This window comes from Collinsella aerofaciens, from assembly GCF_015561195.1.
Classification (GTDB): Bacteria; Actinomycetota; Coriobacteriia; order Coriobacteriales; family Coriobacteriaceae; genus Collinsella; species Collinsella aerofaciens_AC.
Map to the genome: position 1 here is coordinate 401,757 of NZ_JADMSU010000001.1, position 25,455 is coordinate 427,211.

At 57.0% G+C, this 25,455-nt stretch carries 28 protein-coding genes and 1 tRNA gene; 12 read left to right on the top strand and 17 right to left on the bottom strand.

Going from position 1 to position 25,455, the window contains the following annotated elements; translation table 11 throughout:
- The first annotated feature begins 257 nt into the window (after positions 1-257).
- On the top strand, positions 258-2,036 hold the full coding sequence (locus tag I2H81_RS01760; RefSeq protein WP_195644299.1) for a PTS lactose transporter subunit IIBC: 1,779 nt from the start codon (positions 258-260) through the stop codon (positions 2,034-2,036).
- Positions 2,037-2,110: 74 nt separating this feature from the next.
- A complete protein-coding gene (gene lacG, locus I2H81_RS01765; RefSeq protein ID WP_229107995.1) occupies positions 2,111-3,532 on the top strand; it encodes a 6-phospho-beta-galactosidase in 1,422 nt (473 codons plus the stop codon).
- A gap of 71 nt (positions 3,533-3,603) precedes the next feature.
- Here the strand turns inward: lacG and I2H81_RS01770 are convergent, their stop codons facing one another.
- Positions 3,604-4,974, bottom strand: a complete 1,371-nt coding sequence (locus I2H81_RS01770; protein ID WP_195644300.1) for an ATP-binding protein — start codon at positions 4,972-4,974, stop codon at positions 3,604-3,606.
- Between the two features lie 216 nt (positions 4,975-5,190).
- Here I2H81_RS01770 and I2H81_RS01775 point away from each other — a divergent pair, with 216 nt between their 5' ends.
- The 3 genes from I2H81_RS01775 to I2H81_RS01785 all read left to right on the top strand — a co-directional run bounded on the left by I2H81_RS01775 (position 5,191) and on the right by I2H81_RS01785 (position 6,272).
- Positions 5,191-5,334 carry a hypothetical protein gene (locus I2H81_RS01775; RefSeq protein ID WP_195644301.1) on the top strand — a complete coding sequence of 48 codons (144 nt, stop codon included), beginning with the start codon at positions 5,191-5,193 and terminating at the stop codon, positions 5,332-5,334.
- A 376-nt stretch (positions 5,335-5,710) separates the two neighbouring features.
- Positions 5,711-5,977, top strand: coding sequence for a type II toxin-antitoxin system Phd/YefM family antitoxin (locus I2H81_RS01780; protein WP_195644302.1), 267 nt, complete (start codon positions 5,711-5,713; stop codon positions 5,975-5,977).
- On the top strand, positions 5,967-6,272 hold the full coding sequence (locus tag I2H81_RS01785) for a type II toxin-antitoxin system RelE/ParE family toxin (protein ID WP_117583553.1): 306 nt from the start codon (positions 5,967-5,969) through the stop codon (positions 6,270-6,272). Before I2H81_RS01780 ends, I2H81_RS01785 begins: the two co-directional genes overlap by 11 nt.
- 109 nt (positions 6,273-6,381) lie before the next feature.
- Here I2H81_RS01785 and I2H81_RS01790 read toward each other — a convergent pair whose 3' ends face one another.
- Entirely contained in the window at positions 6,382-7,146 is a 765-nt protein-coding gene (locus I2H81_RS01790; RefSeq protein WP_271817486.1) for a DeoR/GlpR family DNA-binding transcription regulator, read from the bottom strand.
- 206 nt (positions 7,147-7,352) lie between these two features.
- On the opposite strand from I2H81_RS01790, the gene I2H81_RS01795 reads away from it, so the two are divergent.
- Positions 7,353-8,405: an aldose epimerase family protein gene (locus I2H81_RS01795; protein WP_195644303.1), complete on the top strand. Its 1,053-nt coding sequence runs from the start codon at positions 7,353-7,355 to the stop codon at positions 8,403-8,405.
- A gap of 324 nt (positions 8,406-8,729) precedes the next feature.
- On the opposite strand, the gene I2H81_RS01800 is transcribed toward I2H81_RS01795, so the two are convergent.
- Positions 8,730-9,212: a PTS system mannose/fructose/N-acetylgalactosamine-transporter subunit IIB gene (locus I2H81_RS01800; RefSeq protein WP_195644304.1), complete on the bottom strand. Its 483-nt coding sequence runs from the start codon at positions 9,210-9,212 to the stop codon at positions 8,730-8,732.
- 157 nt (positions 9,213-9,369) lie between these two features.
- On the opposite strand from I2H81_RS01800, the gene I2H81_RS01805 reads away from it, so the two are divergent.
- The 3 genes from I2H81_RS01805 (at position 9,370) to I2H81_RS01815 (ending at position 10,551) form a co-directional block, all read left to right on the top strand.
- Positions 9,370-9,445 (top strand) — tRNA-Thr (locus I2H81_RS01805).
- A gap of 216 nt (positions 9,446-9,661) precedes the next feature.
- Positions 9,662-10,171: a hypothetical protein gene (locus I2H81_RS01810; protein ID WP_117736086.1), complete on the top strand. Its 510-nt coding sequence runs from the start codon at positions 9,662-9,664 to the stop codon at positions 10,169-10,171.
- Between the two features lie 14 nt (positions 10,172-10,185).
- A complete protein-coding gene (locus I2H81_RS01815) occupies positions 10,186-10,551 on the top strand; it encodes a hypothetical protein (protein WP_117736085.1) in 366 nt (121 codons plus the stop codon).
- 135 nt (positions 10,552-10,686) lie between these two features.
- Here I2H81_RS01815 and I2H81_RS01820 read toward each other — a convergent pair whose 3' ends face one another.
- From I2H81_RS01820 to I2H81_RS01830, 3 genes are all read right to left on the bottom strand, one after another.
- A complete protein-coding gene (locus I2H81_RS01820; protein WP_117778978.1) occupies positions 10,687-11,160 on the bottom strand; it encodes a YhcH/YjgK/YiaL family protein in 474 nt (157 codons plus the stop codon).
- A 204-nt stretch (positions 11,161-11,364) separates the two neighbouring features.
- Positions 11,365-12,300 carry a hexose kinase gene (locus I2H81_RS01825; protein WP_022093844.1) on the bottom strand — a complete coding sequence of 312 codons (936 nt, stop codon included), beginning with the start codon at positions 12,298-12,300 and terminating at the stop codon, positions 11,365-11,367.
- A 59-nt stretch (positions 12,301-12,359) separates the two neighbouring features.
- A complete protein-coding gene (locus I2H81_RS01830) occupies positions 12,360-13,241 on the bottom strand; it encodes an aldose 1-epimerase family protein (protein WP_195644305.1) in 882 nt (293 codons plus the stop codon).
- A gap of 156 nt (positions 13,242-13,397) precedes the next feature.
- On the opposite strand from I2H81_RS01830, the gene I2H81_RS01835 reads away from it, so the two are divergent.
- Positions 13,398-13,982 (top strand): flavodoxin domain-containing protein, encoded by a 585-nt coding sequence (locus I2H81_RS01835; protein WP_229026464.1) that lies wholly within the window; start codon positions 13,398-13,400, stop codon positions 13,980-13,982.
- 75 nt (positions 13,983-14,057) lie between these two features.
- Here the strand turns inward: I2H81_RS01835 and nagA are convergent, their stop codons facing one another.
- The 8 genes from nagA to agaF form a co-directional block, all read right to left on the bottom strand.
- Complete coding sequence (nagA, locus tag I2H81_RS01840) at positions 14,058-15,227, bottom strand: N-acetylglucosamine-6-phosphate deacetylase (RefSeq protein ID WP_022094606.1); 1,170 nt, start codon at positions 15,225-15,227, stop codon at positions 14,058-14,060.
- 117 nt (positions 15,228-15,344) lie between these two features.
- Positions 15,345-16,511: an SIS domain-containing protein gene (agaS, locus tag I2H81_RS01845; RefSeq protein WP_195644306.1), complete on the bottom strand. Its 1,167-nt coding sequence runs from the start codon at positions 16,509-16,511 to the stop codon at positions 15,345-15,347.
- Between the two features lie 114 nt (positions 16,512-16,625).
- Positions 16,626-17,357, bottom strand: coding sequence for a GntR family transcriptional regulator (locus tag I2H81_RS01850; RefSeq protein WP_195246907.1), 732 nt, complete (start codon positions 17,355-17,357; stop codon positions 16,626-16,628).
- Positions 17,358-17,541: 184 nt separating this feature from the next.
- The gene (locus I2H81_RS01855) at positions 17,542-18,624 is read right to left on the bottom strand and encodes a PTS system mannose/fructose/sorbose family transporter subunit IID (protein ID WP_195644307.1); all 1,083 of its coding nucleotides are present in this window, start codon (positions 18,622-18,624) and stop codon (positions 17,542-17,544) included.
- Complete coding sequence (locus tag I2H81_RS01860) at positions 18,614-19,414, bottom strand: PTS mannose/fructose/sorbose/N-acetylgalactosamine transporter subunit IIC (RefSeq protein WP_035137676.1); 801 nt, start codon at positions 19,412-19,414, stop codon at positions 18,614-18,616. The genes I2H81_RS01855 and I2H81_RS01860 overlap by 11 nt, the downstream gene beginning before the upstream one ends.
- Before the next feature lie 90 nt (positions 19,415-19,504).
- Positions 19,505-19,987 (bottom strand): PTS N-acetylgalactosamine transporter subunit IIB, encoded by a 483-nt coding sequence (agaV, locus tag I2H81_RS01865; protein WP_117640370.1) that lies wholly within the window; start codon positions 19,985-19,987, stop codon positions 19,505-19,507.
- Positions 19,988-20,023: 36 nt separating this feature from the next.
- On the bottom strand, positions 20,024-20,305 hold the full coding sequence (yajC, locus tag I2H81_RS01870) for a preprotein translocase subunit YajC (RefSeq protein ID WP_195644308.1): 282 nt from the start codon (positions 20,303-20,305) through the stop codon (positions 20,024-20,026).
- Positions 20,305-20,748: a PTS galactosamine/N-acetylgalactosamine transporter subunit IIA gene (agaF, locus tag I2H81_RS01875; RefSeq protein ID WP_117648358.1), complete on the bottom strand. Its 444-nt coding sequence runs from the start codon at positions 20,746-20,748 to the stop codon at positions 20,305-20,307. Before agaF ends, yajC begins: the two co-directional genes overlap by 1 nt.
- Positions 20,749-21,762: 1,014 nt before the next feature.
- Here agaF and I2H81_RS01880 point away from each other — a divergent pair.
- Both I2H81_RS01880 and I2H81_RS01885 read left to right on the top strand, forming a co-directional pair.
- The gene (locus I2H81_RS01880; protein ID WP_195644309.1) at positions 21,763-22,089 is read left to right on the top strand and encodes a DUF2975 domain-containing protein; all 327 of its coding nucleotides are present in this window, start codon (positions 21,763-21,765) and stop codon (positions 22,087-22,089) included.
- A 9-nt stretch (positions 22,090-22,098) separates the two neighbouring features.
- The gene (locus I2H81_RS01885; protein ID WP_118388347.1) at positions 22,099-22,338 is read left to right on the top strand and encodes a helix-turn-helix domain-containing protein; all 240 of its coding nucleotides are present in this window, start codon (positions 22,099-22,101) and stop codon (positions 22,336-22,338) included.
- 114 nt (positions 22,339-22,452) lie between these two features.
- Here I2H81_RS01885 and I2H81_RS01890 read toward each other — a convergent pair whose 3' ends face one another.
- The 3 genes from I2H81_RS01890 to I2H81_RS01900 form a co-directional block, all read right to left on the bottom strand.
- Positions 22,453-23,538 carry a hypothetical protein gene (locus tag I2H81_RS01890; protein ID WP_195644310.1) on the bottom strand — a complete coding sequence of 362 codons (1,086 nt, stop codon included), beginning with the start codon at positions 23,536-23,538 and terminating at the stop codon, positions 22,453-22,455.
- A 126-nt stretch (positions 23,539-23,664) separates the two neighbouring features.
- Positions 23,665-24,750 (bottom strand): isocitrate/isopropylmalate dehydrogenase family protein, encoded by a 1,086-nt coding sequence (locus I2H81_RS01895; protein ID WP_195644311.1) that lies wholly within the window; start codon positions 24,748-24,750, stop codon positions 23,665-23,667.
- A 6-nt stretch (positions 24,751-24,756) separates the two neighbouring features.
- Complete coding sequence (locus I2H81_RS01900) at positions 24,757-25,455, bottom strand: HEAT repeat domain-containing protein (RefSeq protein WP_117564743.1); 699 nt, start codon at positions 25,453-25,455, stop codon at positions 24,757-24,759.

Genomic DNA, 25,455 nt, shown 5'->3' on the forward strand with positions numbered 1-25,455 from the left:
TTGCATCGCTTGTTTTTGTGTTCTAGCATACACTACCTGCCCGACTGACAAATCAGCCGTTTATCGAACAATATCGACCGTTCACCCGTAAATGCTTGTTGCTCTTCCAAAAATGTCTTACGTTGTCATTAACGAAATGACAACGTTGTCATTTCGCAATGCCTTCCTTAAGCAGGAAGGTTTCCGGGCAGTCCTAACCATCCATCGACGACCAGTTCCATCCACATGCATCGCGCATCGAGCAGCAAAGGAGCTCTATGGACGCCATCGTAAAGATGCTCGAAAAGCATCAACCGTTCTTTGAGAAGATCTCGAGGAACATCTACCTCCAGGCCATTAAGGACGGATTCCTTGGGTGCATGCCCATCGTCCTCACCTCTTCGATCTTCCTACTGATTGCCACCCTTCCCGGCGTAGTCGGCATCACGCTGCCCCAACCGCTCATCGACTGGTGCAACAAGCTGTACAACTTCACCATGGGCGTCATGGGCATCATGGTTGCCGGCACCACCGCCAAGAACTTCACGGCATCCATGAACCGTCGCATGCCCGCCGGCAAGGTGCTCAACGACGGCTCCACCATGGTTGCCGCCCAGTGCAGCATGCTTCTGCTCGCTGTTACGCAGTTCACCACCAAGTTCAACGGCTCCGAGCTTTCGGTCTTCGACTGCACCAGCATGGGTACGCGCGGTCTGTTCTCGGCCTATATCGCCGCGTTCATTACCGTGTGGGTCTATAAGTTCTGCGTCTCGCGCGATCTGACCATTAAGCTGCCCAAGGAGGTCCCGGGCGCCATCGCTCAGAACTTCCGCGACATCATCCCCTTTGGCGGCGCCGTCATCATCTGCGGCATCATCGATGTCGTCGTGCGCAACCTCATGGGCGTTCCGTTCTCCGAGCTGCTTATCAAACTGCTCTCCCCGCTCTTTACCGCTGCAGAAACCTATCCTGGCCTTATCCTTATCCAGGCAGCCACCGCGTTCTTCTGGTTCATCGGCGTCCACGGCCCCTCGATCGTCCAGCCGGGCATCGACCCCATCCGTCTTGCCAATCAGGCCGAGAACCTGCAGGTTCTGCTGGCCGGTGGTCACCCCGCCCACTCCCTCACCTTTAACATGTCGCTCGTGGGTGAGTTCGGCGGCACCGGCGCCACCTTCATCGTGCCGCTTCTGCTGATTCTCTTTATGAAGTCCAAGCAGCTCAAAGCCGTCGGTAAGGCCTCGATTGTTCCTGTTGCCTTCGCCGTCAACGAACCGCTGCTCTTTGGCGCCCCGATGATCCTTAACCCCTACATGCTCATCCCCTTTGTTGCCGCCGGTTGCGTCAACGTGAGTGTTGCCAAGTTCTTTATCGATAACGTGGGCATGAACGGATTCTCCTTCGTGGTGCCTTGGGCTACCCCTGCCCCCATCGGCATCTTCATCACCACGAACTTCCAGCTTATCGCCCTGGTATTTGTCGCGATCATCATCTTGCTGGACGCCATCATCTACCTGCCGTTCTTGAAGGCATACGATAAGCTGCTCTGCGACCAGGAGGCCGAGCGCGCCGCCGAGCTGGGTCTCGAGTCCAATGCTGCCGCTGCCATCGCCGCCAAGCCCTCTGCGCCCGCTGTCGAGCAGGCCACCGCTTCCGTCGAGCCGACCGCCGCTGCCGCCGACAGCAAGCCTGTCGCCGATCAGTCCGAGCCCGCCGCCGATGCATCCGCCAAGAAGGACGTCGATGGCCTGAAAGTCCTCGTCCTGTGCGCCGGTGCCGGCACCTCCGCCATGCTTGCCAACGCCATCAAGGAAGGTGCCGCGCAGACCGGAGAGAACATCGCTTCCTCCGCAGGTGCCTATGGCCAGCACACTGCCATCATGGATCAGTACGACGTTATCGTACTTGCCCCGCAGGTTCGTAGCTACTACAACGACATGAAGGCCGACACCGATCGCCTGGGCATTAAGCTGCTCGCTCCCCGCGGTAAGGAATATATCGACCTTACTCGCGACCCCGCCGGTGCCATCAAGTGGCTCCGCGAGAACCTCGACTAGTTTCTCCCCTGTTGGTGCCCGGATCCCCAGTTCGGGCACCTCTCCCTATTCGTATCCCACAGAAAGGATGACTCATGACCAACCCCATGCAGTTCCCCGACGGCTTTGTGTTTGGCGGCGCCACCGCTGCTTACCAGGTTGAGGGCGAGACCCGCACGCACGGCAAGGGCAAAGTGCCCTGGGACGATTTCCTGGCTGCTCAGGGTCGCTTCTCCCCCGATCCTGCAAGCGACTTCTACAACAAATATCCGGTCGATATCGACCTGTGCCAGCGCTTCGGCATCAACGGTATTCGCGTCTCCATAGCTTGGAGCCGTATCTTCCCCAGTGGCACCGGCGAGATTAACCCCGAGGGCGTCGCCTTCTATCACGAGCTTTTTGCCACCTGCAACAAAGCTGGCGTTATCCCCTATGTCACGCTCGATCACTTCGATACGCCCGAGGCCTTCTACCAGGACGGCGGCGAGGGATTCCTGACGCGCATGACCATCGACGCCTTCGTCGAGTACGCCAAGTTCTGCTTTGCCGAGTTCACCGAGGTCAAGCATTGGTTTACCTTTAACGAGATTCCCGCGACCGCCGAGGGCAGCTTTATCGTCGGCAACTGGCCGCACGGTGAGAAGTACCGTCTGGACAAGGCCTTCCAGCTCATGCACAACATGATGGTGTCCCACGCCAAGGCTGTCGTCGCCTTCCACGAGGGCGGCTTTGAGGGCGAGATCGGCATTGTCCAGAACCTGGAGCCCAAGTATCCCCTCGACCCCAACAATGCCGCCGACTGCGAGGCAGCTCGCATGGCCGACGTCATCAACAACCGTTGGGTACTCGACGCCACCTTCCGCGGCCACTATGCCGCCGACACCATGGAGGCTGCGACCAAGCTGGCCCATATCGCCGGCGGCGAGCTCGACGTCCGCGACGAGGACATCGCCGCGCTGACCGCCGCGCTCCCCTACAACGATTGCCTGGGCGTCAACACCTACAAGTGCCAGTTCCTGCGTGCCGCCGAGGGCGAAAACGACATCAACCACAATGGCACCGGCGACAAGGGCTCCTCGCGCTGGTTCCTCAAGGGCGTGGGCGAGGCATGCGTGCGCGAAGGCGTACCCACCACCGATTGGGACTGGATTATCTATCCCGAGGGCCTCTACGACCTGCTGCTGCGCATTAAGAACGATTACCCCAACTACAAGAAGATCTACATCACCGAGAACGGCATGGGCTATAAGGACGACTTTGAGGACGGCTTTATCGACGACGCCCCTCGCATCGACTATATGCGTCAGCATCTCGCGTGGATCCTCAAGGCAATCGACGGCGGCGTAAACGTCGACGGTTACTTTGTGTGGTCGCTGCAGGACCAGTTCTCCTGGACCAACGGCTATAACAAGCGCTATGGCCTGTTCTACATCGACTTTGAGACCCAGAAGCGCTATCCCAAAGCGAGCGCGTACTGGTACAAGAACGTCGCGGAGACCGGCCTGCTCATGGCCTAGTTTCCGCCGCGCACCCCCTGTCGGCCGCATACGAATCCCTCCACGGGTTCGCATGCGGCCTTTTCCGTCGATCAAATAAAGATCGTCATATACAGCGGTAGATATATCCTGTGCCCTTCAACCCTAAGCTGTTTTGGGTGAAGGACTATCTCTTCTCCGACTCGTCGTTGGAAACGCCTGCCGAAATCGTCAAGTGAGATTGTTGAATACGATTTGGAAGATTTGACCTCAACAGGAGTGACCCGCGGTTTTCCAGCCGCATCTTCAAAGCCGCGCGAAACAAGAAAATCTATTTCACGCGTCCTGGGACGACTCCCCTCCGTTTTGGACGGCTCCTGCCAGCTGTAATAAAAAAGCGAATGCCCCAGACTCTTAAGCTGCTGTGCCACGATGTTCTCGATCAACATTCCTTTATTAATCGAAATTCTTCCAAATTGAATATCTCTATGGACATCCATAAGGTCCGGACCATCATCAAACGCCAAGCTCACGAGCAATCCCGTATCTGCCATATAGCATTTAAGCGAAGACGCGTCCTCGTGCAGGCGGTAGCCCACGCTCGGATCACTACATAAATAGCAGCGATTAATCAATCGCGCATCCTCAAGCCAAATTAACGCCGACTCATATGTCTCAAAACGGGACCCCTTCTCCAGACTGTCGAATTTAAACCGTTTATTTGCCGCAGATAATTGGCCCGGAATGTCGTCATAAGCCGCCCGCGCACGCCTAGCGTCCGAACCTCCAAACTTGGCAATATCCTCCCTGTATAGTGCAATAATCTGCCGTTTAACCCTATCGCACCCTCTAAAATCACTCTCTGACACAAAGGAGTCGACCGACTGTGGCATACCGCCGACAAGCATATACTCATCGAACAATCTCATGCACGTCGCATGAGCACCGTCCGGAAGCGCAATCTGAGATTCGCGCGCTTTACGGATCTCTTCCGCATAAAGATCTTTTCCGGTCGCCCAAAGATACTCCTCAAAATCGAGGGGCTCGAGAGGGATTCTTTCTTCCTCTGACGGAATGACAATGCTTTCGACATTCTTTTTGATGGAGACAAGAGAACCTGTCTCGATGTAATCAAATCTGCCATCTTCTACAAGATGCTTTATGTATTCGCGCGCGATGGGAAACCGCTGCACTTCATCAAAAATGACCAGTGACTCTCTCGGCACGAGGGCCTTGCCATACTGCAGCTGAAGCATGCGTAAAAAAAGATCGATATCTTCACGGTGATTCAGAAATATATCGAGTGTGGCTTTGCTGGCAGCCGAAAAGTCAATGTACAGATAGTCCTTGTATTCATTTTGCGCGAAGCACTTAACGAGTGTCGTTTTGCCAACGCGTCTTGCGCCCTCAATTAGCACGGCGGTGCGCCCTTGCGAACGTTCCTTCCACTCCCGCAGACGATCATATGCCTTCCGTTTAAACATTATCTCACCTCAGCATAACTTACCTGCTAGTTTACAAAAAAGCCGACCTTTATATATGTCTAATATTACAGAAATACCGACCATTGCGATGGTCTAAATACACAAAATTACCGACCTTTACAACAGAAATTACGCCGCACCGTAAAACAGCTGTAACTCTTCGCGAAGGGAAACCTATGTCTGCACGCACACCTATTCGAGAGGCAGAAGAACGACATGGGCTGTAAGGACGACTTCGAGGACAGCCTTATCGACGACGCTCCCCGTATCGACTACATGCGCCAGCATCTCGCGTGGATCCTCAAGGCGAGCGCGTACTGGTACAAGAACGTCGCGGAGACCGGCCTACTTATGGCCTAATTCAAGCCGCGTACCCCCTGTCGGCCGCATGTGAATCCCTCCACGGGTTCGCATGCGGCATTTTTGTTTTTGGTGGGCCCGAGCGGATCATTCGTCTCGATCTGTAACATCTAGCAGGGGTTTTCGGTCCTTCCTGTTACAGATCAAGACAAACGAGCGGCCCGAACTTGAAGATCTCGATCTGTAACACGTAACTGAGTATTCCAGCCCTACCTGTTACAGATCGAGACAAACGGATAGCCCGAAGCAGAAGATCTCGATCTGTAACATCTAACCCGGTTTTCTACTCCCAACTGTTACAGATTGAGATAATTCGACGACGCCGACGTTATAATATACCGTGGTACAATTGTGTCCCAACGCGAAGGAGGTACCTATGCCCACCTGTGTGCCCGTCCGAGACATGAAGGACACCGCTGCATTTACCGCGCTTGTTGAGTCTGAGCGCGACGTCACCGTGACCAAGAACGGCTACGAGGCCATGCACTGCATCAGCAGCGACCAGTATCGCCTCATGCAAGACGAAATCGCCAAGGCCAAACTGCTCTCTCGTATGATGTTGGCAGAAGACGAAATATCGCAAGGCGACTACAGCGACTACGAATCCTTCGCGGCTTCGATACGAGACAAATATGACCTATAACGTCGTAATCCTCAAAAGCGCGCGATATGAGTACGAGAGTATTGTCGGATACCTTGCTCAAATCCTCAAGAATCCGCGTGCGGCAGGCAATTTTGTCGCTGAGTTTGAATATCAGCTTGACCTGCTTCGCGAGCAGCCGCTTTTACGTCCCCTCTCGCACATGCAAGAGCTGGCGGCACGTAATTACCGATCGTTTCCCGTAAACAACTACGTGTGTCTATACAAGTTTGAGCACGAAACAATCTATATCGCCCACATCTTTCATCAGTCACAGGACTACGCCCGCCTGGTCTAGCCCACAAGCTGAATACTTGGCCCGAGCACATTTGCGTGTCATATCGCGTTGCGTTGACACGCCAATCCCTCGCCACGGAGGGAGGCAGAAGTATCGCCTGCAGCGTTAGCTAGCAGATGACCTGCGTGTGCTCCTCGATGGCGGCGCGGTCCGCATCGGTAATACTCGGCTCGCACACCACGGCGTCCAAATTGTCCAGGCGGCAGAAGGTATAGAAGTCGCGCTTGCCGATCTTGCTGGAGTCGGCGATCAGATAGCGCGAGTCTGCCTTGCTAAAAGCGAGCTGCTGGATACGGCCCTCGTCCATGTTGGACGTAGACACGTCGCCATCCAGAATGCCGTTGGCGCCGATAAACGCCGCATCGATGCCCAGCGCGCGAAGGGTATCCTCGGCCGTTGGTCCCACAAAAGCGGCGGTGCGGCGACGGTACATACCGCCCACGAGGCACAGCTCGCAGTCTTCGCGCGCCTCGAGCAGGTTAAACACCGAAAGCGAATTGGTCACAATGCGCAGGCGAAACGTCGGCAGCATCGAGGCCATCTGCTCAACCGTGGTGCCCGTGCCCAAAAAGATGGTCGAGCCCTCCTCGATAAGCTCCACAGCACGGCGCGCAATCTGCAGCTTTTCCTCGGCATGCTTAGTGCGCTTTTCGCTATGCGAATACTCATGGCGCAGCATGGCGTGGGGACGACCCTGCGCACTGCGGGCGCCGCCGTGCACGCGCTCGATCTCGCCCAGACTCGCAAGTTCTTCGAGGTCGCGGCGAATCGTCATGTCCGAAACGCCCAGTGCATCCGAAATCTCCTTGACCGAGACCGTGCCCTGCTCCTCGAGCAGCTGACGAACCTTATCCTGTCGCTCTGCCTTAATCACGATGAATCCTCGCCGTTCTTTGCGCGCATATCATTCAAACAGTAACGAACAAATTGTATCAGACTCGTACGCGTCAAAAATGAACGCCCACACAGCTCCAATCATCACTTTTTTGAGAAAAATACCCCCTGCTTTAGTGGGGTGTAGTGATAATCTCGCCTGTTCGCGCTACAGTTTGTCCGAAATACCTCGATGTTAGGAACCAAATGATCACTTCCGAGCTTTTCGGCACCGCGCCGTGCGGTACCCCCGTTCATCGCTACACCCTCAACGGGCCCGAGATCTGCGTTCGCATTATGGACTATGGCGCCACTGTGTTGGGCATCGACGTGCCCGACATTCCCGGCAACGTGCGCGATGTGGTGCTGGGCTTCGATAAGCTCGAGGATTACTTTGACAACCCCGCCTGCTTTGGCGCGACCATCGGCCCCGTGGCCAACCGCACTGCGGGTGCCACGATTACTATCGACGGCACGAACTGGCATATGCCGGCCAACGAAGGCGTCAACAACCTGCACAGCGATCTTGAACATGGTCTGCACAAGCGCGTATGGGATGTTGAACTCGACGAGGTCCACAATGCCGTGCGCATGACCACCTCGCTTGAGGATGGCGAGCTGGGTCTTCCCGGCAACCGCACCTTTACGGCCGTGTTTACCGTGACGCGCACCGGACGTTTCCGTATCGAGTATGGCTGCGAGAGCGACCGTGCCACCTACGTGTCCATGACCAACCACACGTACTTTAACCTTGCCGGTCATAACGCCGGCATGGACTGCGAGCACTTCTTTGTTGCTAACGCTGCCCACTACCTGCCCATTAACGAGCAGAACATCCCCACCGGCGAGATTGCTCCGGTCGAGGGAACACCGTTTGACTTTCGCGAGCTGCGCCCCGTTGCACCCGGCATGGAGGCCGACGACCCGCAGATCAAGCAAGCACGCGGCTACGACCACTGCCTGTGCATTGGCGACTATCAGTACGGCCGTAATCTGCGCCGCGCCCTGCACGTCGAGGAGATGTGGACCGGTCGCGAGCTGGACTACTACACCACCGCCCCGGGCGTGCAGCTCTACACCGGCAACTGGCTGGGCGACGAGCATGCCAAGGACGACGCCAACTATGGCTGGGGTGCCGGCTTTGCCCTCGAGGCCGAGATGTACCCCGACACGCCGCATCAGCCGCTGTTCCCGCAGGGCATTGTGGGCCCGGGTCACCCCTACAGCAATGTGATCGAGTACCACTTTATGAGGCACTAAGCCCACAACGCGACATATCGCACAGCAGCGCCCGCCGGCACCACCGCCGGCGGGCGCTTTTTCATCTTTTAGGCTCATTTTCGCTGTGACTGTATGGGTGACATATCAAAACTATGCCCATTTACTACGTTTAGCCCGGGATGCTCGACATGCACCGATTTTTGTTAAATTCGCGAGCCGTCTACCTGCGGTTTTGTTTTTCTCAAATTCGACATGCTCGGCGATAGCCGATCAAACATAGTAAATGGGCATATTTTTTGACAGGCGGCATCGCATGCGTCCCTCGCAAGGGCAAAAAGATCCGTTTTCCTCCGTCCCCAAGGATCAGTTGAACAGATTGCCGATGGGGTCGGGGGCGGAACTGGGGAGGTAGCGGATTTCTAGCTCTATGCCGAGCTCTTGCAGCTCTTTGAGGGCAGCGACGTCCGCATCGTCTATGGCGACTGCGGGCGTTGCTGGACGCTTGCCCTCCCCCGCCTGCATATGGCCAATGCTGATCTTGGTGATCGGCACACCGCCCTTGACCAGCGCGAGCGCATCCGCGGGCGACGCCACCATGATGAGAATCCATTGGCGCGGCGTTGCGGTATGAATGATGTCGATGGTCCTTTGCACCGAGAAAAACCGCGTCCACACGCCCTCGGGCGCCGCGACCCTCATAGGCGCCCACTTGCGCGAATCCGCCGCAATCTCGTCGTTGACGATTAGGACGAGGTTGGAACCCATAGCCTCGTTCCACAGCTCAACGTCTTGCCCGTAAATAAACCGGTCATCGATACGCGTGAGAAGGATCTTGGGTTGAGCCATGGCAGTCCCATTCTGTTTGAGACTCGTAAGAGCGAGACATCACGTCTCCAATATTAGTGCATTTAAAGTGAGAAAAGCCGTCAGAACCCTTGCGCGGATGTGCGATGTCCCGTATCATAGACAGCCGTTGACGCCTCAGTTGCGTCACCACATGGCCGCCAGCGTAGCTCAGTTGGTAGAGCACCGCTCTCGTAAAGCGGGGGTCACCGGTTCGAGCCCGGTCGCTGGCTCCATTGCACAAGATAGCCGCCTTCGGGCGGCTTTTTTTTGTTGCCGATTCGCCCACTCGGTGGACTTCGGGTTTAATGCTTAGGGGCGGGGATTTACCAAAGTGAAATTTTAATGAAAAGAAACCCAGCTGCAACAATTGCCATGGTGAGGGCTCGAATTGGCCATATAGATCTAAAATAGCCACAATATACAAATGTCGAGAGACGTTGGGGATATAGATGAAAAGAACTAAGGGTTTTCTTTTGTTGGTAATGATGCTGCTCGGACTGTTCTGCCTGAGTGGCCCTTCTTGGGCCGAGGCTGCCTGTCCTGAAGGTGAGCCTCAGCAGTCTTATACGGGCAGCCTGCTGATAACTGCTAAGGAGGGCGATGCCGACTCTCAGTCTGGGGTAAATCCCCTTGCCACTTTTGAGGGGGACGGCGGAACGGTCAAGCTTGACCATATTGGTAGCGGGATTTTGAGGTGGCAAGTTCTTCCGGACAAAATTGCGAACGATCCCTTCTCTTTTGCTGGAACGATATATCTATACAAGGTTGTGAGCGGAAAACAAAAATATGTCGATTGCTATCCGACAAACGGGTCTGGAATTGCATTCACCGGCATTTCGGGGCAGATTGATACACATGTACGAAAGGGAACCTATGTGGTGCGTTGGGTTGGAGCTGCTGCAGGCCCGATATGGATTGCGGTCTTGCGCCCCGATGTCCAAATAGGTTTCTCTCTCTAGACGGGAAGTTGCTCATGGACGCCATATATGACGGAGATGACTGGGTCGATCATTATACTTGGCGCCTGGTCGGCTCGAACGACAATGGGGATGTGGTGTTTGATGGACTATGTCCAAAGCATCTCCATCCTTTTGTCTCGTCGTTAATTGAGAGTTCCGCTCGTGTTGCCCCCTACAGCTCGGCATCGCTTCATGATACGGACGTTTTGAAGACCATAAGGGAGTCAATTGACGAGGGCACGATGAGCGGCCCGCTGTTTTCTCGGCTTGTGGGGCTAGATGAGATTGGCTCGAAACGACTGCTTGCGGGCGAAAAAGTGGAACTCACTTATCGGTCGATGATTTCAATCCTGCGGCTAGCCGATGTTCTTCGCAAATAAATGAGGCTTCCCTATTCAAAAACAGAAAACCCCGCCAAACGTGATTCCCCTAGGGAAAGCACGTTTGGCGGGGTCCTAGCGTGATTTCCCTAGGGGAATCACGCCATCAGACGAGCAGCTCAGTCGAGCAGCGCGCTACTCCTCCCAGTAAGCATCTGCAAGCAGCTTAAAGCAGATCTTCTTGACCGGCTGTGCGCCATCGCCCGGGAACTCGAGCGTGGGCATGTGAGGCTCGCCGGCAACGAACAGTGCAAACTTGTCGTCGGCAAGATCGCCGGCGATCGAAGCGTCGGAATCGACCAGATCGTAGTCGTCCTTCTCGTCAAACTCCTGGACCAGCGTCAGGCTGCCCGTGGCAACCTTAAAGGCCTCGCGACCCTCAACATCAATCTGCAGGTCGTGATAGCGCTGATGCGTCTCATAGTGAGCCTCGGCCTCAGGACGCGTCGTGGGAGCCATGACGTTCGCAAAGACCTTGTCGCCCAGAATCGGATGGCTGCCGACCTCGAGCTCCGCCGGGTCGTTCTCCTCGAGCCAGTCGATCAGCACATCGAGGCCCTTGAGCATTCCGCGGTATTCCTCAATATCGCCCAGTGCACCGTAAATCATCTAAATCCCCTCTCGGATCGTTTCTTTGGCAGCTACTCGGTAAACGCATTACCGACGCTGTTGCCACCCACATACGTCTCGACCAGGGTAAGGTCGGGATTGAACACGACGGCATCGGCGTCGCGCCCCGGCATAATGCTACCGCACTTGTCATCGGCTCTAACCACAAGTAAGCAACCGATGCCGGGGCCGACGCCCAAGCTCCTACAGCTCGGTCACGACAACGCCGTTGTAGACCTCGTCCCAACGGTCCATGACCAAGTGGCCAGTCATGGGATCCATGGCGTTGAGCTTGCCGCAGGTGTTGGCGGTACGCAGCACCGTCTCATCATCCGCGCCAGCAGCAATCGCATGTGCGAAGCCAGCAATGGTCGAGTCGCCAGAACCCGTAGCGTTAACGGCAGGAATATCGGGAGTCTTGGCGCGGAACGCACGGCCGTTATGGAAGCCCACGGAACCGGCGGCACCCATGGAAACGACGACCCAGGGGATATCGGAGAAGCGGGCATCAGAGGCGAGCGCGGCGCGGAGCTCGTCCACATCGTCGGTGGTAAAGCTCGTGCCCAGAAGGCCGTTGATCTCGGTCAGGTTAGGCTTAACCAGCTCGGGCTTAATTTCGGACTTAAGAGCGGCCTCGAGCGAAGCACCCGAGGTATCGAGCAGCACCTTGGCGCCGGCGTTCTCGGCAATGCCCGTGATCTTGGCGTAGTAGTCCGCCTCGACGCCGCGGGGCAGCGAACCCGAGATGGTGACGACGTCGGCCTTGCCCGCAAGCTCGGTAAACTTGGCGGTAAAGGCATCGAGCTCCTCGGGGGCAATCGTCGGGCCGCTCTCGAGCAGCTCGGTCTGGTTGCCAGCGTGGAGGATGTTAAGGCAAATACGGGTCTCGCCCTTGATGGGCACAAAGTCGTTGTTAATACCGTTGGCGTCCATGAGCTCAGCCATGTAGGCGCCCATGTGGCCGCCGAGCAGGCCGGTTGCCACAACGTCATCGCCCAGCTGACCCAGGACGCGGGCCACGTTAAGACCCTTGCCGCCGGCGGTCTTTTCGGGCGTCACGCGGTTGACGTCGTCGATAATGAGCTCATCGAGCTGATAGCGCGTATCGACAGACGGGTTCATCGTAACGGTGAGGATCATTTTTAGCTCCTTATCTCGCAGGCTCCTTGTGCCTCGCGATACGAGTCGACAAAACGGAATTACAGAATCTCAATCGTGAACGAGCGAGCGATGGTCTCCTTGGGCTTGGCGATAAGGCAGCCGCGCTTGTGCTCAAGCACGTCGTCCTCATCGGAACAGGTCGAAAGACCGCCCCAAGGCTCAACTGCCACAAAATCGCCCTCGGGCTTACTCCACACAATGAGATACGGGAAACCCTCAAAGCTCAAGCGAACGCCCTTGTCCTCGCCCTTCTTGGAAAGCGTGACCTGACGGCTCTCGAGCACGTCAAAGATGGTCTCCGCAAAATCGAAGAGCTCATGCGACAGAGGCAGCGTCTTTCCCACCATGGGGTTCTTGGAGCGGTTAGCTACATCAATCAATCCGGTCGAGGGTACGGCGGTGCAAAGCTCCGCAGCCTCGTCTTTCTCGAAGCGCAACTCGTAGTCCGTATAGGCCTCGCCCTCATCGAGCGGGCACCTAAAGCCGGGGTGTCCACCGATAAAGAACGGCATGTCCTCGGTGCCCTCGTTGGTCACCTCATAGGAGACGCGCACGGCACTGTCCTCGAGCGTATAACGGGCGACGAGCTTAAACGGATACGGATAATCGCTCAGCAGCGCGGCGTTATCCTCCGAAGCCAGGCACATCGCCAGCTCGTTCGCGTTTTGGCTCAGCAGCTTCCACTCCTGCTTGCGCGCAAACCCGTGGCGAGCGAGCTTTACATGATGCCCGGCAAACGTCATGGCGCTGTTGTCGCGCAAGCCTCCGCAAATCGGGAAGCAAATCGGTGCCTGGCCGGACCACACGGCGGGGTCACCCTGCCACAGATACTCGCGACCTCCAGCCTCGATCGAGGTAAACGAACCGCCAGCCGTGGACACCTTAATAGAAATCGAATCGTTGGAGAGAGCGTATTCCATTGCCCATCCTTTCGAACAACTGCTTTTTGCTCGCAAGTACCCGTCTCGGCCCTGACCAAAGGACAAACCCGCACGTTCATCGATGCGTCCGGTATCCCAGCCATGCAACGGGGTACCATACAGACATTGATGCAATTACAGCTGAAAGGCCTTCTTATGCGAACCATCATCCTCTATGCCTCACGCCACCACGGCAATACGAAAAAGCTCGTGGACGCCATCGTCGAGGCGCACCCCGAGATCGATACCCTCGACGTGAAGTCGCTCGGTAAAAACGAGTACCCCGACCTGCACGAATATCATCTAATCGGTGTCGCCACGGGCATCTATTACTCCGAGATCGACAAGGACATGGCACGCGTGCTCACTAACGTGCTGCAGCCGCAGGACAAGGTGTTTGGCCTTATGACCTACGGTGGCAAAAACAAGTGGTACGGCAAGGATATCGATGGCATCTGCCGCATGAGGCAGGCCATCTTTATGGGTGTCTACGGCTGCCCCGGCTTTGATACGTGGGGGCCGTTCAAGCTCGCCGGCGGTGTCCAAAAGGGACACCCGACCGCTGAGGAAATTAAGGGCGCCGTCGACTTCTTCGACAAGATCGAAGACGAGTATGGCGACATCATCGTCGAAGAGTACGCCAAGCGCGAGAAGCGTCTAGCATACGAGAAGGAGCATCCTGCAGGAGGCCTGGTGGCCGGCGTCAAGCGCACGGCAAAGAAGATCGCTAACAAGCTGTAACTGTGAAGGTGCTTTTGAGCGTTTAACCCATACGGCGGGTCCGAGCAGATTCGGGCCCGCCGTCTTTTTCTATCGCTACTCGGTAAAGGCGTTGCCGACGCTCTGGCCGCCAACATACGTCTCGACGAGGGTGAGCTCGTGGTCGAACACGACAAAGTCGGCGTCGCGACCCGGCATGATGCTGCCACACTTATCCTCGATGTGCGCAGAGCGTGCCGGCACCTCGGTTGCCATGCGAATGGCGATATCGGCGCTGGCGATGCCCCAGTCGACGATGTTCTTGACGCCCTGGGCAAGCGTGAGCACCGAGCCGGCAATGCTCTTGCCGTCGGCGAGCCAGCACAGGTTGTCCTTCATGATGACGTCCATACCACCACTGGTGTAGCTGCCCTCGGGCATGCCGCCGCAACCCAGGCAGTCGGTGATGAGCACCGTGTGCTGCCAGCCCTTTGCCTGCAGCAGCGCCTTAATGGCGGCAGGGTTTACGTGCTTGCCGTCACAGATGATCTCGGCGTAGGTCTCGGGCGTGGACATGGCAGCACCCACGACACCGGGCTCACGGTGATGCAGCCCGCGCTGGCCGTTATAGGTATGCGTAAAGCAGCTGGCACCAGCGTTGATGGCGGCAATGCACTCATCGTAGGTGGCGTCGGAGTGACCGATGCTGGTCACCACACCCTTGGCGTTCAGAGCAGCCGCATAAGCAGCGGCACCGTCGCGCTCGGCCGCCATGGCACTCTTAACGATGCGACCACCCGCGGCCTCCTGCCACTGATCGAAGACCTCCTCGGAGGGATCGATAAGATAAGCGGGGTTCTGCGCGCCCACGTGCTTCATGGTAAAGAAGGGGCCCTCCAGGTAGATGCCCTGAATGCGAGCACCGCAGAAGTCGGGGCCGCGACCCTCGTCAGCCTGGGCGATGGCGGCGCAGGCGTCCTTGATCTGCTCGACGCCATCGGTGAACGTCGTGGGCAGCCAGCTGGTGGTACCGCGACGGGCAAGCTCGGTCGAGCTGATATCGATGCCCTCGGGATCGTTATCGGTAGTTGAGTGGTTGTAGAAACCATGGATGTGAGTATCGACCATACCCGGTGCGATCCACGATCCCGTGTAGTCCTTAATCTCGCAAGAGGGCTCGTCGGCCTGCCAGGCGCCAAAGACGCCATCCTCGACCATAAGATAGCCGCCCAGTTGCGGGCCTGCCGGCAAGAAGAACTTGTCAGCCTTAATTGCGTACGTGCTCATATGCACTCCTTGCTTCTAAAGCAGTTGACTGTGGTGATGCTTATACCCAGCTCAGGTAAAACAAAAAGCGCCCGCCCGCCGTTATGAGCGGACGGGCGCCCTTACAGGGGGACGCGATTAAGCGGTGAAGGGGTGAATCGTCACGCCCTTAACCACGCGGTTGACCGTGCCGGTGGGGCTCGGCGTATCGGGCGTGTTGCCCACGCGCACGGAGTTGAGCAGGCTGATAGCCTGGGCAAACATCACGAACGGCAGAGCAAGATAGCCCTCGGGCAGTGCCTCGTAGCCCTTAAAGGTGAAAGACTCGCCCTCATAGACGGTGGCACCTTCCTGCTGAACGGCGACGGTGTGCTGAGCGATCTCGTCGCCACCGATCTCGTTGAGGATGTCGATGTCGTACTGACGGGTGTAGGCGTCGTTGTTGACGAACACGAAGACGAGCGTCTTATCGTCGACGAAAGACTTAGGTCCGTGACGATAGCCCATGGAGGTGTCGTAGGAAGTAGCGACCAGACCGTGAGCGAGCTCGAGGATCTTGAGCTGGCTCTCCTGGGCAAGGCCACCGAAGGAGCCAGAACCCAAGTAGGTCACGCGGTTGAAGTCACCAGCCAGGTAATCGGCAACCTCGGACTCGCGAGCGATGACCTCCTCGCCCATCTTGGCGATGGTCTCGACCCACTCGGCCTTCTGCTCATCGGAAGCCTCGTCAAAGATGAGGGTAGAGAGCAGGGTCATGCAGGTGTAGGAGCCGGTCATGGCGAAGCCCTTGTCGTTGGCGCGCGGAATGAGCAGCGTCAGCGCATTGGGGTCATCGGCAGACTCGACGGCGAGCTTGCCCTCGGGAGCGCAGGTGATGTTGAGGAACTTGACGTTGTGGACGAGCTCCTTGGCAACGGCAACGGCGGCAAGGCTCTCGGGGCTGTTGCCAGAGCGGGCAAAGGAAACCACGAGCGTGGGATCCTCGGCGCGCAGGAAGTCGCGCGGGGCGCTCACGATGTCGGTCGTGGCGATGGGCTTAAAGTCGTAGAGATCAGTGTTGCCAGCGTGACGCAGGTACGGGGCGCAGGTATCGCCAACGTAGTCGGACGTACCGGCACCGGTGAAGACAACGGACAGACGGCCCTCGCCCATAGCGCGAGCCTCGGCCAGAAAGGCCTCGATGGCCTCCTTGTTCTCGCGATAGATGTTGAGCGTATCACGCCAAAGCTCGGGCTGCTGAGCAATCTCGGCCGTGGTGATCTGGGCGCCGAGCTCGGTGAGCTCCTCGACACTCTTCTCGAACATTTCTAATACCTCTCTCTAGAAGTAATCCTCTGACGTGCAATTATACACTTCGGTTGGTTATCTGGTAGTAACCAGTTAAATACAGAGAATCATCATATGGAAACGGTGCGAACACTAGTCGCTACGCTGGTGGTAAACCTTGTATTTAAACTGATCGGCACGAGCAACCGAGAGCGTATACTCCACAACCTCGTTTGACTCGTTATACGTAGTCCTAACCAAATCGAGCACAGGCGAGCCCTCGACGATTTCCAAAAGGTGGGCATCGGTGGGACGGGCTATGCTCGCATAGAACTCCTCTTCGGCCACGCGTATTTTTTGCTGAAAGTCTTGCTCAATCACATCGTAAAGCGGCTTACGCTCCAGCAGCGGTCGCTTTAGGGACATAAATTGACGAACCGGTAGATAGCTGCGTTCGACCATCATGGGCATGTTGTCGGCAGAACGAAGGCGCTTGAGCTTAAAAATGCGATCACCGATACGCAATCCCATATGCTCGGCCAGATTCTTATCGGCCTCCATCTCGCAAAACTCGAGAATCGTGGTCTCGGGGTCGCGCCCCATCGCGCGCATCTGCTCGGTAAAGCTGTAGGACTGCATAAGATTGGTTGCCTTTGCCGAACGGTCGGTCACAAAGGTACCGCGACCGTGCTGCCGAACCACCAGTCCTAAACGCTCCAGTTCCTGCAGAGCCAGGCGTACCGTAGTGCGCGAGAGACCATAGCGCTCCGAAAGCTCACGCTCGGAAGGAATCATGTCACCGGCGCGATATTCATGGTCAATCTTTTCGGTCAGAATATCGACCAGCTGATCGTACAGCGGTTGCTTACGCGCTCCGATCGCCATCCTATCCTCCCATTTTCTCAAACTCGGCTACTACCTTGGGTGTTTAGCATTATCTGTCTGCCACACCCGAATCATCAAGAAAACAAAAGCCGCGCGCTCTTTCGAGCACGCGGCTTTTAACATACACATGGCTTAAGGGGTCGGGGTGTGAGCCGCGTAGGGACACACCCCTCAAGCTAGAGCCTTACCAGATGCTCGGCCAGAGACCAAGCGGGCCAGCGCCCAGGATGCCCAGGACGAAGAGCAGGAGAATGCCCTTGGTCGGGGTCCAGCTGTGCTTAGCGAACATGTAGTAAAGCAGCAGCGTAAGCATAAGCGGGACGAGCTTCGGGACGATGGTGTTGAGGGTGTCGGCAACAGAGAAGTTGACCGGATCCTCGGTGACGGTGCCGTAGGTAACGGACTCCATGCCGTTGCCCAGATCGGTGACGCCGCACGTGACAGCGTTGCCGTCGGCATCGGAAGCGGTAAGGGCGTTGCCGTCCTTATCGGTCATGGCGATGGTACCGGCCTCAGCGGTCTCGGTATCGATGCCCTCCATACCGGTGAAGTTCTTGGCCTCCTTCTCGGAGACGATCACGGTATTGGCGGAGAGGCCACGGGTGGTGCCGTTGGGGATCTGGAGGTTGATCTGGGTGCCACCCATGGTGACGACCAGGCAACCGACGACGAAGACGCCCATGATGGAAGCGGCACGCGTGAAGGCCTGCATGTTGGCGGTCAGAGCGTCAATAGCGCTGGTGCCAAGCTTGTAGGACCAGTTCATGAGCCAGAAGCGCAGAGCGAACTGGACGGCGTTGAAGATCACCAGGAAGATGATCGGCGCAGCGGCGTTGCCGTTGATGGCCATGTTGGAGGTGATGCCGGCCGTGATAGGCACGAGCGTCAGCCAGAACAGGGCGTCACCGATACCACCGAGCGGGCCCATTGCGGCGACGCGGACGGCGCGGATCGTGGGGATGTCAACCTTGTTCTGCTCGAGCGAAAGCACGATACCCATAACAAAGGTGACGAGGAACGGGTGGGTGTTGAAGAACTCCAGGTTGTGGCTCATGGAAGCCGCGAGGTCGTTCTTGTTGGTGTGGATCTTCTCCAGACCGGGGATGATGGAGTAGAGCCAGCCGGCGGCCTGCATGCGCTCGTAGTTGAACGATGCCTGCAGGAAGCAGGAGCGCCAAGCCATCTTGTTGAGGGTCTTCTGGTCGAGCTGCGGAGCAGGAGTGAGATCCTCGTAGTGCTCCGGGATCACATACTCATTAGATGCCATCTTCGAAGTCACCTCCGTCAGAAACAGCTGCACCCTTCAGCTCGGTCTGCTGCTGGAAGTCCCAGAAAGCGATGCCGAAGCCGATGAGAGCGAGGATGAGCAGAGCAGGGGTTGCCAGAGAATCGTTGGCAACGGTGATGAGCGCGAGGCCAAAGCCCATGAGGAAGAAGCCCCACATATCGCGGTTCATCATAACCTTGAGCAGGACGGCGAAGCCGACGAAGCGCATCATGCCGCCTGCAGCGGAGAGACCGGTCTGCAGCCAAGTCGGGATGGCGGAAGCGATGGTCTGACCGATGGTGGCGCCAGCGATGAAGAACAGGGTGACGACGACGGCGAAGATCAGGCCGAGCAGAGCCATGGCGAAGTAGTTCAGACGCTCGATACCCTTGGTGTCAGCGTTGTGAGCCATGTTGTCCGCGGAGGACATGAGCGGCGACATAAGCGTGAAGACCAGGGTAACGCCGAGCTGACCAAGCAGAGCGAACGGAATGGCAAGGCCGACTGCCGCGTTGGGCTCGAGGCCCGTAGCAATAGCGAGAATGGCTGCCATGATGCCGCCGATAACAGCGTTAGGCGGCTGAGCACCTCCGATCGGCATGTTGCCGATCGTCATGAGCTGATAAGTACCACCCACGAGAAGACCGGTGTTGAGGTCGCCAAGGATAAGACCGATGACGGCGCCGGTGACGATGGGCTGATAGAGAGACTCGAGGAAGTTAAACTGGTCGATTGCCGCGACAAACGTGACGATGAAGACCAGAGCGACCTGGAAGATCGTGTATTCCATCTTGCTCCTCCTTTCAAAATGTATGTACGCACTTTGGATTTCACGTACAGAATGTCAGGGTTTCACTCCTGACAACGTGGATCACGAGGATTACGAGAAGAGCTTGCTCGTGTCCTCAACAGGCGTGCTCGGAACGCGCCTGATCTCCAACTCCACCCCCAATTCCTGCAGCTCTTTAAACGCAGCGACATCCTCGTCGTTAACTGCGACGGAGGTGGCGACTTGGCGCTTTCCTTCCGACATGTGCATGTTGCCGATGTTTACCTTCTTTATAGGCACACCGCCCTTGACGAGCGTAAGCACGTCTTCCGGTGTTTCGGCCACGATGAAGATCTTCTGGCGCGGGCTCGCCTTGCCGATGACGTCGATGGTCTTCTGCAGGGAGAAGAAACGCGTAGCGACGCCGGTGGGAGCGGCCATCTTCATGAGGTTCTGGCGCATGGTGTTGGTCGACACGTCGTCGTTGGCGACGAGGATGAGGTTAGAGCCCAGGGTGGAGTTCCACTGGGTAGCGACCTGACCATGGACCAGTCGGTTATCGATGCGGGTAAGAAGAATGTTGGGTTCTGCCATGTTGATCAGCTTCCTTTCGTTATTTGCTGACGACAGTTACTTGATCTCCTGAATCGCGTAACGCGAAACATCTACGACGGCACCGGATCGGACTTTAATCTGGACCTTTTCGCCTTCGATGCCTTTGACGGTTCCGTAGATACCGCCGGCGAAAAGAACCTCCTGACCCGGCTTGAGCTCGGTGTGCAGCTCTTTGAAGTACCTCTGCTTCTTCTTCATGTTGACTTGCGACCAGATGGTGTAAATCAAGCCCATGATGACAAGCAGGCCTAAAAGGGCGACCGAGGAGCTCAGAACGTTGGCTCCGAAATCGGCCATTAGATGCCGTCCTCGTCGCCGAAGATATCCTCTTCCTCGGAGCCGGCAACGGATGCGACCGTCTGGGCGGTGATGCCCGTCTGGCCAACGGTCACGGCCTGCTCGCCAAGCTCGGCGAGCGTGGCGTTACCGCGGAGGAACAGAAGCTCAATAACCATGGGAAGGTTGGTGCCGGTCAGAACCTCGACATTGTCGACATCCTGGGCAATCATCATTGCCTGGTTAAACGGGGTACCACCGAGCAGGTCGGTAAAGACGAGCACGCCATCGCACTCCTCGCGCATGGCGGTGATAGCGGCGCGGAGATCCTCACCGTAGGAAGCAGCCTGGTCGCCCTCAAAAGGAACGACGGTAAAAGCGGGCTGGTCACCGGCAACCATAGCGATAGCGCTTGCAAGGCCGGGTGCGAACTGTCCATGACCGGTAAGAATAAAGCCAACCATTCAAATTTCCCTTCCGAAGGTGTGTACGATCTGAGTCCGATGATGTTCGGAAGCCAGCGGGCGCTTGCCCTTAAAGCTTCTTGGAAAGCGTTCTTTGAGAACCAGTGGTCTCTCAACTGGTAGTAACCACGTGACGTGTTGTTGTCACTATATCACCACAGAAGAGGTCGCTTTCGTTGATTCATACAGTAAAACGTTTTTGCACCGCTCACGGTAAAAAATCGACCGTTTACCGCTCGTTAACACTTCTACCTGCGGTTTTGAAACCGTTTCGAAATGTTTTGGCGAAAGATCGGAACCTTTTCTGTGTCTAAACAACGCAGGGTGGCTAAAAATGGCGTGTAGAAAAATTGCAGGTCATTGTGAAGATTTGTGAATTGGTCTTTTTGACTTAATACCAGTTAGAACCAGTTTCGATATTATCGGTGAACGGTAGTTTTCGACCGTTCACCGGTTATTTGCAATCGTTTGCAGCCGTTTTCCCGGATGAATTGAGGAAACCCGATGAAGCACTTGCGCGATCACGGGACGTTTTGGCATTTGTCCTCATCCCCCGCGCGCTAAACTCCGGCATCCAAAATGAGCTAATAGCTCACGCTAATCGTTTTCGATCACTACTTACTCAGTATCCGTAATTATTTATCGTTTATCATTAATTCTGATATGATACAAGTATCATACAAAACGCCGATTGGAGGGATTATGGTCCATCGAGACGCATCTATATCGAATGAAACCATCAGCCGCGAACAGACGATAGCCAAACTTAGGAAGCTCGCTCGCATCTGCAAACGGGCCACAATCTGCATTACCACAGCGCTCGCTCTGGGACTCCTCGCAGTCATTGCGATTGACCTTCTACTCATATTGCCTGGCCTCTCCCAAGGGTCGTGTCTCCAATCCGTAGAACTTCATGCCGGCGAAGGACCGTGCCTTGCCATCATCGGTACCGATGCGCAGGCCCCACTTATGCTCGTTGCACACGATGGTCACACTGCCATAGGGAGCCTCTTGATGACATGCCTCGCGCTTACCATCGCGCTAAGCGTGCGCAGGCTTTTCTTCAACATTGAAAAGGAAGGCAGGCCCTTTGACCTTGAATGCAACCATACGCTTCGTCGAGTAGGACATTTATTCCTTATCGGCGGCGTTGCCGTGAGGCTTCTTGGTGCCGTAATCACGGGAATGATACTCTCAGGATTTGGCGGCAGCTTTACGGATGCGTTCGTCGGCCAGCTATTCGAGCCTTCCATGCTCTTTGCAGGCCTGATTATTTGCCTGATAGCCAGCGTCTTCCGCTACGGGTATATCCTGCAAAAACAAGATGACGAGTTGCTCTAGGGGGAATCCATGATTATTCTGCGGCTTGACCGCATGCTCGCCGAACGCAAGATCTCATCCAAAGAGCTTGCGGAACGTGTGGGCATCTCCCAGGTCAATATGTCACGCATTAAGACGGGCAAGGTTTCTGCCATACGTTTTTCAACTCTTGACGCGATATGCCGGGCACTCGACTGCCAACCGGGCGATGTACTGGAATATATATCCGACGATGAAGCCGATAGCCTTTTTGGACTTAAAGATGAATAGCCATAATTAAGCCGCCAATCACGCCCTCAACGCAAAAAGCCCGCCAGTACGACTTCCGTGCTGGCGGGCTTTCTGCTGTCAATCGGCTAGATGCTCGATGAGCCGTGCGACTCTTTATGCAAACAGGCCGTAGATGCTGATGTTGGCCTTGGCGTAGAGGCCGTTAGCATACTCGGTCCACTTGGAGCTGGCGCTCGAAGCCTGCGAAGAGTACTGCTGGTAGGCGGTGTAATAGGCGGTCATGGCCTGCTTATAGGTTGCGCTATCGGCCGTAAAGGCATCGTCGGCAAAGGCCTTGGCATAGGTGCTGTCGGCATCCTTCCAAGTGCCCTTCTCGCTATCCCACTCATCGCCGGCAAGGTTGATGATGTAGTCGGCGTAGTCCTTGCTCGCGGCCTCCTCGTTGCCGTCAGCAGGCTCGGTCGGGGCGGTCGGCATGTTTGCGGAGCCGTCGCCCACCTTCTTCTTGTAAAGCTTCTGCAGCGTCGCGGACTGACGGACGATCTGCTTGGCCTGTTCCTTGGACACGCCGTACTGCGTGGCCATGGTCTTGTAGTCGGAGGTGCCGATAGAGTCCTCGGCGTACTGCTTCATTTCCTTGGAAGAAACGGTAATGCCCTCGTCCTCGGCAGCATCGAGCAGGATCTTGTTGCGCACGTAGGACAGGATGACGTCGGCAGAAGGAGCGGTGTAGTTGCCATCGCTATCCTTGACGGTGTCGAGGCTGTACTGGCTCTCGATGGCCTCGCGCGCGGTGATATCGCTCTTCTTGCCGTTGTAGCTATAGCTCGCCACGGTCGAATCGAGCTGGTCCTCGGTGAGGGTCGCCGAGCCGACACCCTTGCCGCCAAAGCCGCCATTGCCAATAAAGAAGCCGACCACCGCAGCGATCACGACTGCAACCACGAAGGCGGCGATCATCATCTTCTTGTGCTTGGATGCATGGTCGTCTTCGTCGGAGTCGTCGTTCTCGTCCTGCTCCTCGGGCATGAGGTTCTCGTCAGCAGCATCCGCGGCGATCTTTGCCTCCAGGCGAGCGTCCTCCTCCTCGGCGGTCGTGCCAGCGGCGATATGTTCGGCAGACGTGCCGGCGACCAGGTCGATCTTCTCGTCCTCATCACCGTCGGGGCCTTCGCCGCGCTCGATGATCTGGATGCCGTCGATCTCGTCCTTCTCGTCCTTCTTTTGAATCAGACCCATATCGGTTACTCCTTGTTAGGAAACATAGTCCTCAATAGAATACGCCCGACGAGGCGCCGGGCGTATTGATTCTTAGGTTATACGCAAACACTTAAGTACTATTTAGGCGTTTGCAGCGTGCATACCTTAGGCCAGGTGCGCGATAACAGCATCGGCAAAGGCCTGCGTGCCCACAGCGCCCTCAACGGAGCCGGTCTGGGCACGACGCACGTCACCGGTGACCTGCTCGCCCTCGTCGAGCGTGGCAGAGACGGCGGCGCGAATGCGATTGGCAGCGTCGTTCTCGCCCAGGTGATCGAGCATCATCGCAGCAGAGAGGATCTCGGCCGTGGGGTTGGCGATATCCTGGCCCGCGATATCGGGCGCGGAGCCGTGCGTTGCCTCGAAGATGGCGCAATCGGCACCGATGTTGGAGCCGGGGGCCATACCCAGGCCGCCCACCAGGCCAGCGCACAGGTCGCTCACGATGTCGCCGTACAGGTTGGGCAGCACCAGGACATCGAAGTCGTTGGGGTTCTGGACCAGGCCCATGCAGGTGGCGTCGACGATCTTGTCGTTAAACTCGATATCGGGATAGTTGGCGGCCACCTCGCGCGCAACGCGCAGGAACAGGCCGTCGGTCGCCTTCATGATGTTGGCCTTGTGCACGGCCGTCACCTTTTTGCGGCCACAGCGGCGGGCGTACTCAAAGGCATACTCCACAATGCGACGGCTCTTGGCGATGGAGATCGGCTTAATCGAGATCGCGGAATCGGCGGCGAAGGTCTTTTGGCCCGAACGCTCGACGAGCTGCGAGAGCTCCTCGACCTCGGCAGCGCCCTCATCGAACTCGATGCCGGCGTAGAGGTCCTCGGTGTTCTCGCGCACGATGACCAGGTCGATGTCGCGGAAACGCGAGCCGTCGCCCGGCTGCGACAGACAAGGGCGCACGCAGGCGTACAGGTCAAAGTGCTTGCGCAGGGCGACGTTAACGCTGCGGAAGCCCGTGCCGACCGGCGTGGTGATGGGGCCCTTGATGGCAACCTTGGTCTCGGCGACCGCATCGAGCACATGTTGGGGCAGCGGCGTGCCAAACTCGTCCATGACGCCGGCACCGGCCTCCTGGACGTTCCAGTTGATCTGGACACCGGTGGCCTCGACCACGCGGCGCATGGCCTGCGTAATCTCGGGACCGATACCGTCACCGGGAATCAGGACTACATCGTGCGCCATAATCTGTTACTCCTCGTCTTCGGCGTCGTCAGATTTTTTAACGCTAGCACGCTTCTTCTTTTTGGAGAGATCCAGGCCAAAACGTTTAACAAGCATTTCGCAAATCTCGCTCGAACGGGCCTTGAGATAGCTGCCCTTACCGTTCTCGGCATCGAACTTAAGGCGCAGCGCAAGCTTCTCGGCAACCTCGGCGTCGATCTCGCCCTGGCAAAACTCGTACAGGCAACCGAGCATGTCGCGATACTCAAGGTCGCCGTGGTAGCACTGGATGGCCTCGTCCAGGATGGGCCAAGCCTCGCGCGAACGCTCGACACTCGTGGCACCCCACACGCACAGCAGGCGGAAGGCGGCATAGCGCAGCGTGGAGGAGATCTCGTCGAACAGTGCAGTCTCGGCGCCCTCAAAGGCATCGCCCAGCTGCTCAGGGCAGGTGGTGGCGAGCGCCGTCAGGGCATCGAGGGCCTCCCAGCGGGTCTGCGCCTCGGGGCGGTCGAGTGCCTCGATCAACGCGGGCACGCAGGGCACGACGCGCTGCGGATCGCGCTCGGCAAGCAGGTGCAGCACGCGGGCGGCAAACTGGCGGATGCGGCGCGTGGGGCAGCCGAGCTCCTGGACCAGGCGATCGACGGCGTTCTCGTTCTCCTCTGCCAGCTGGAGCTGTGCCAGCTCCTCGTCGGTGAGCTGTTCGTCTTTGTTTTCTGCCAT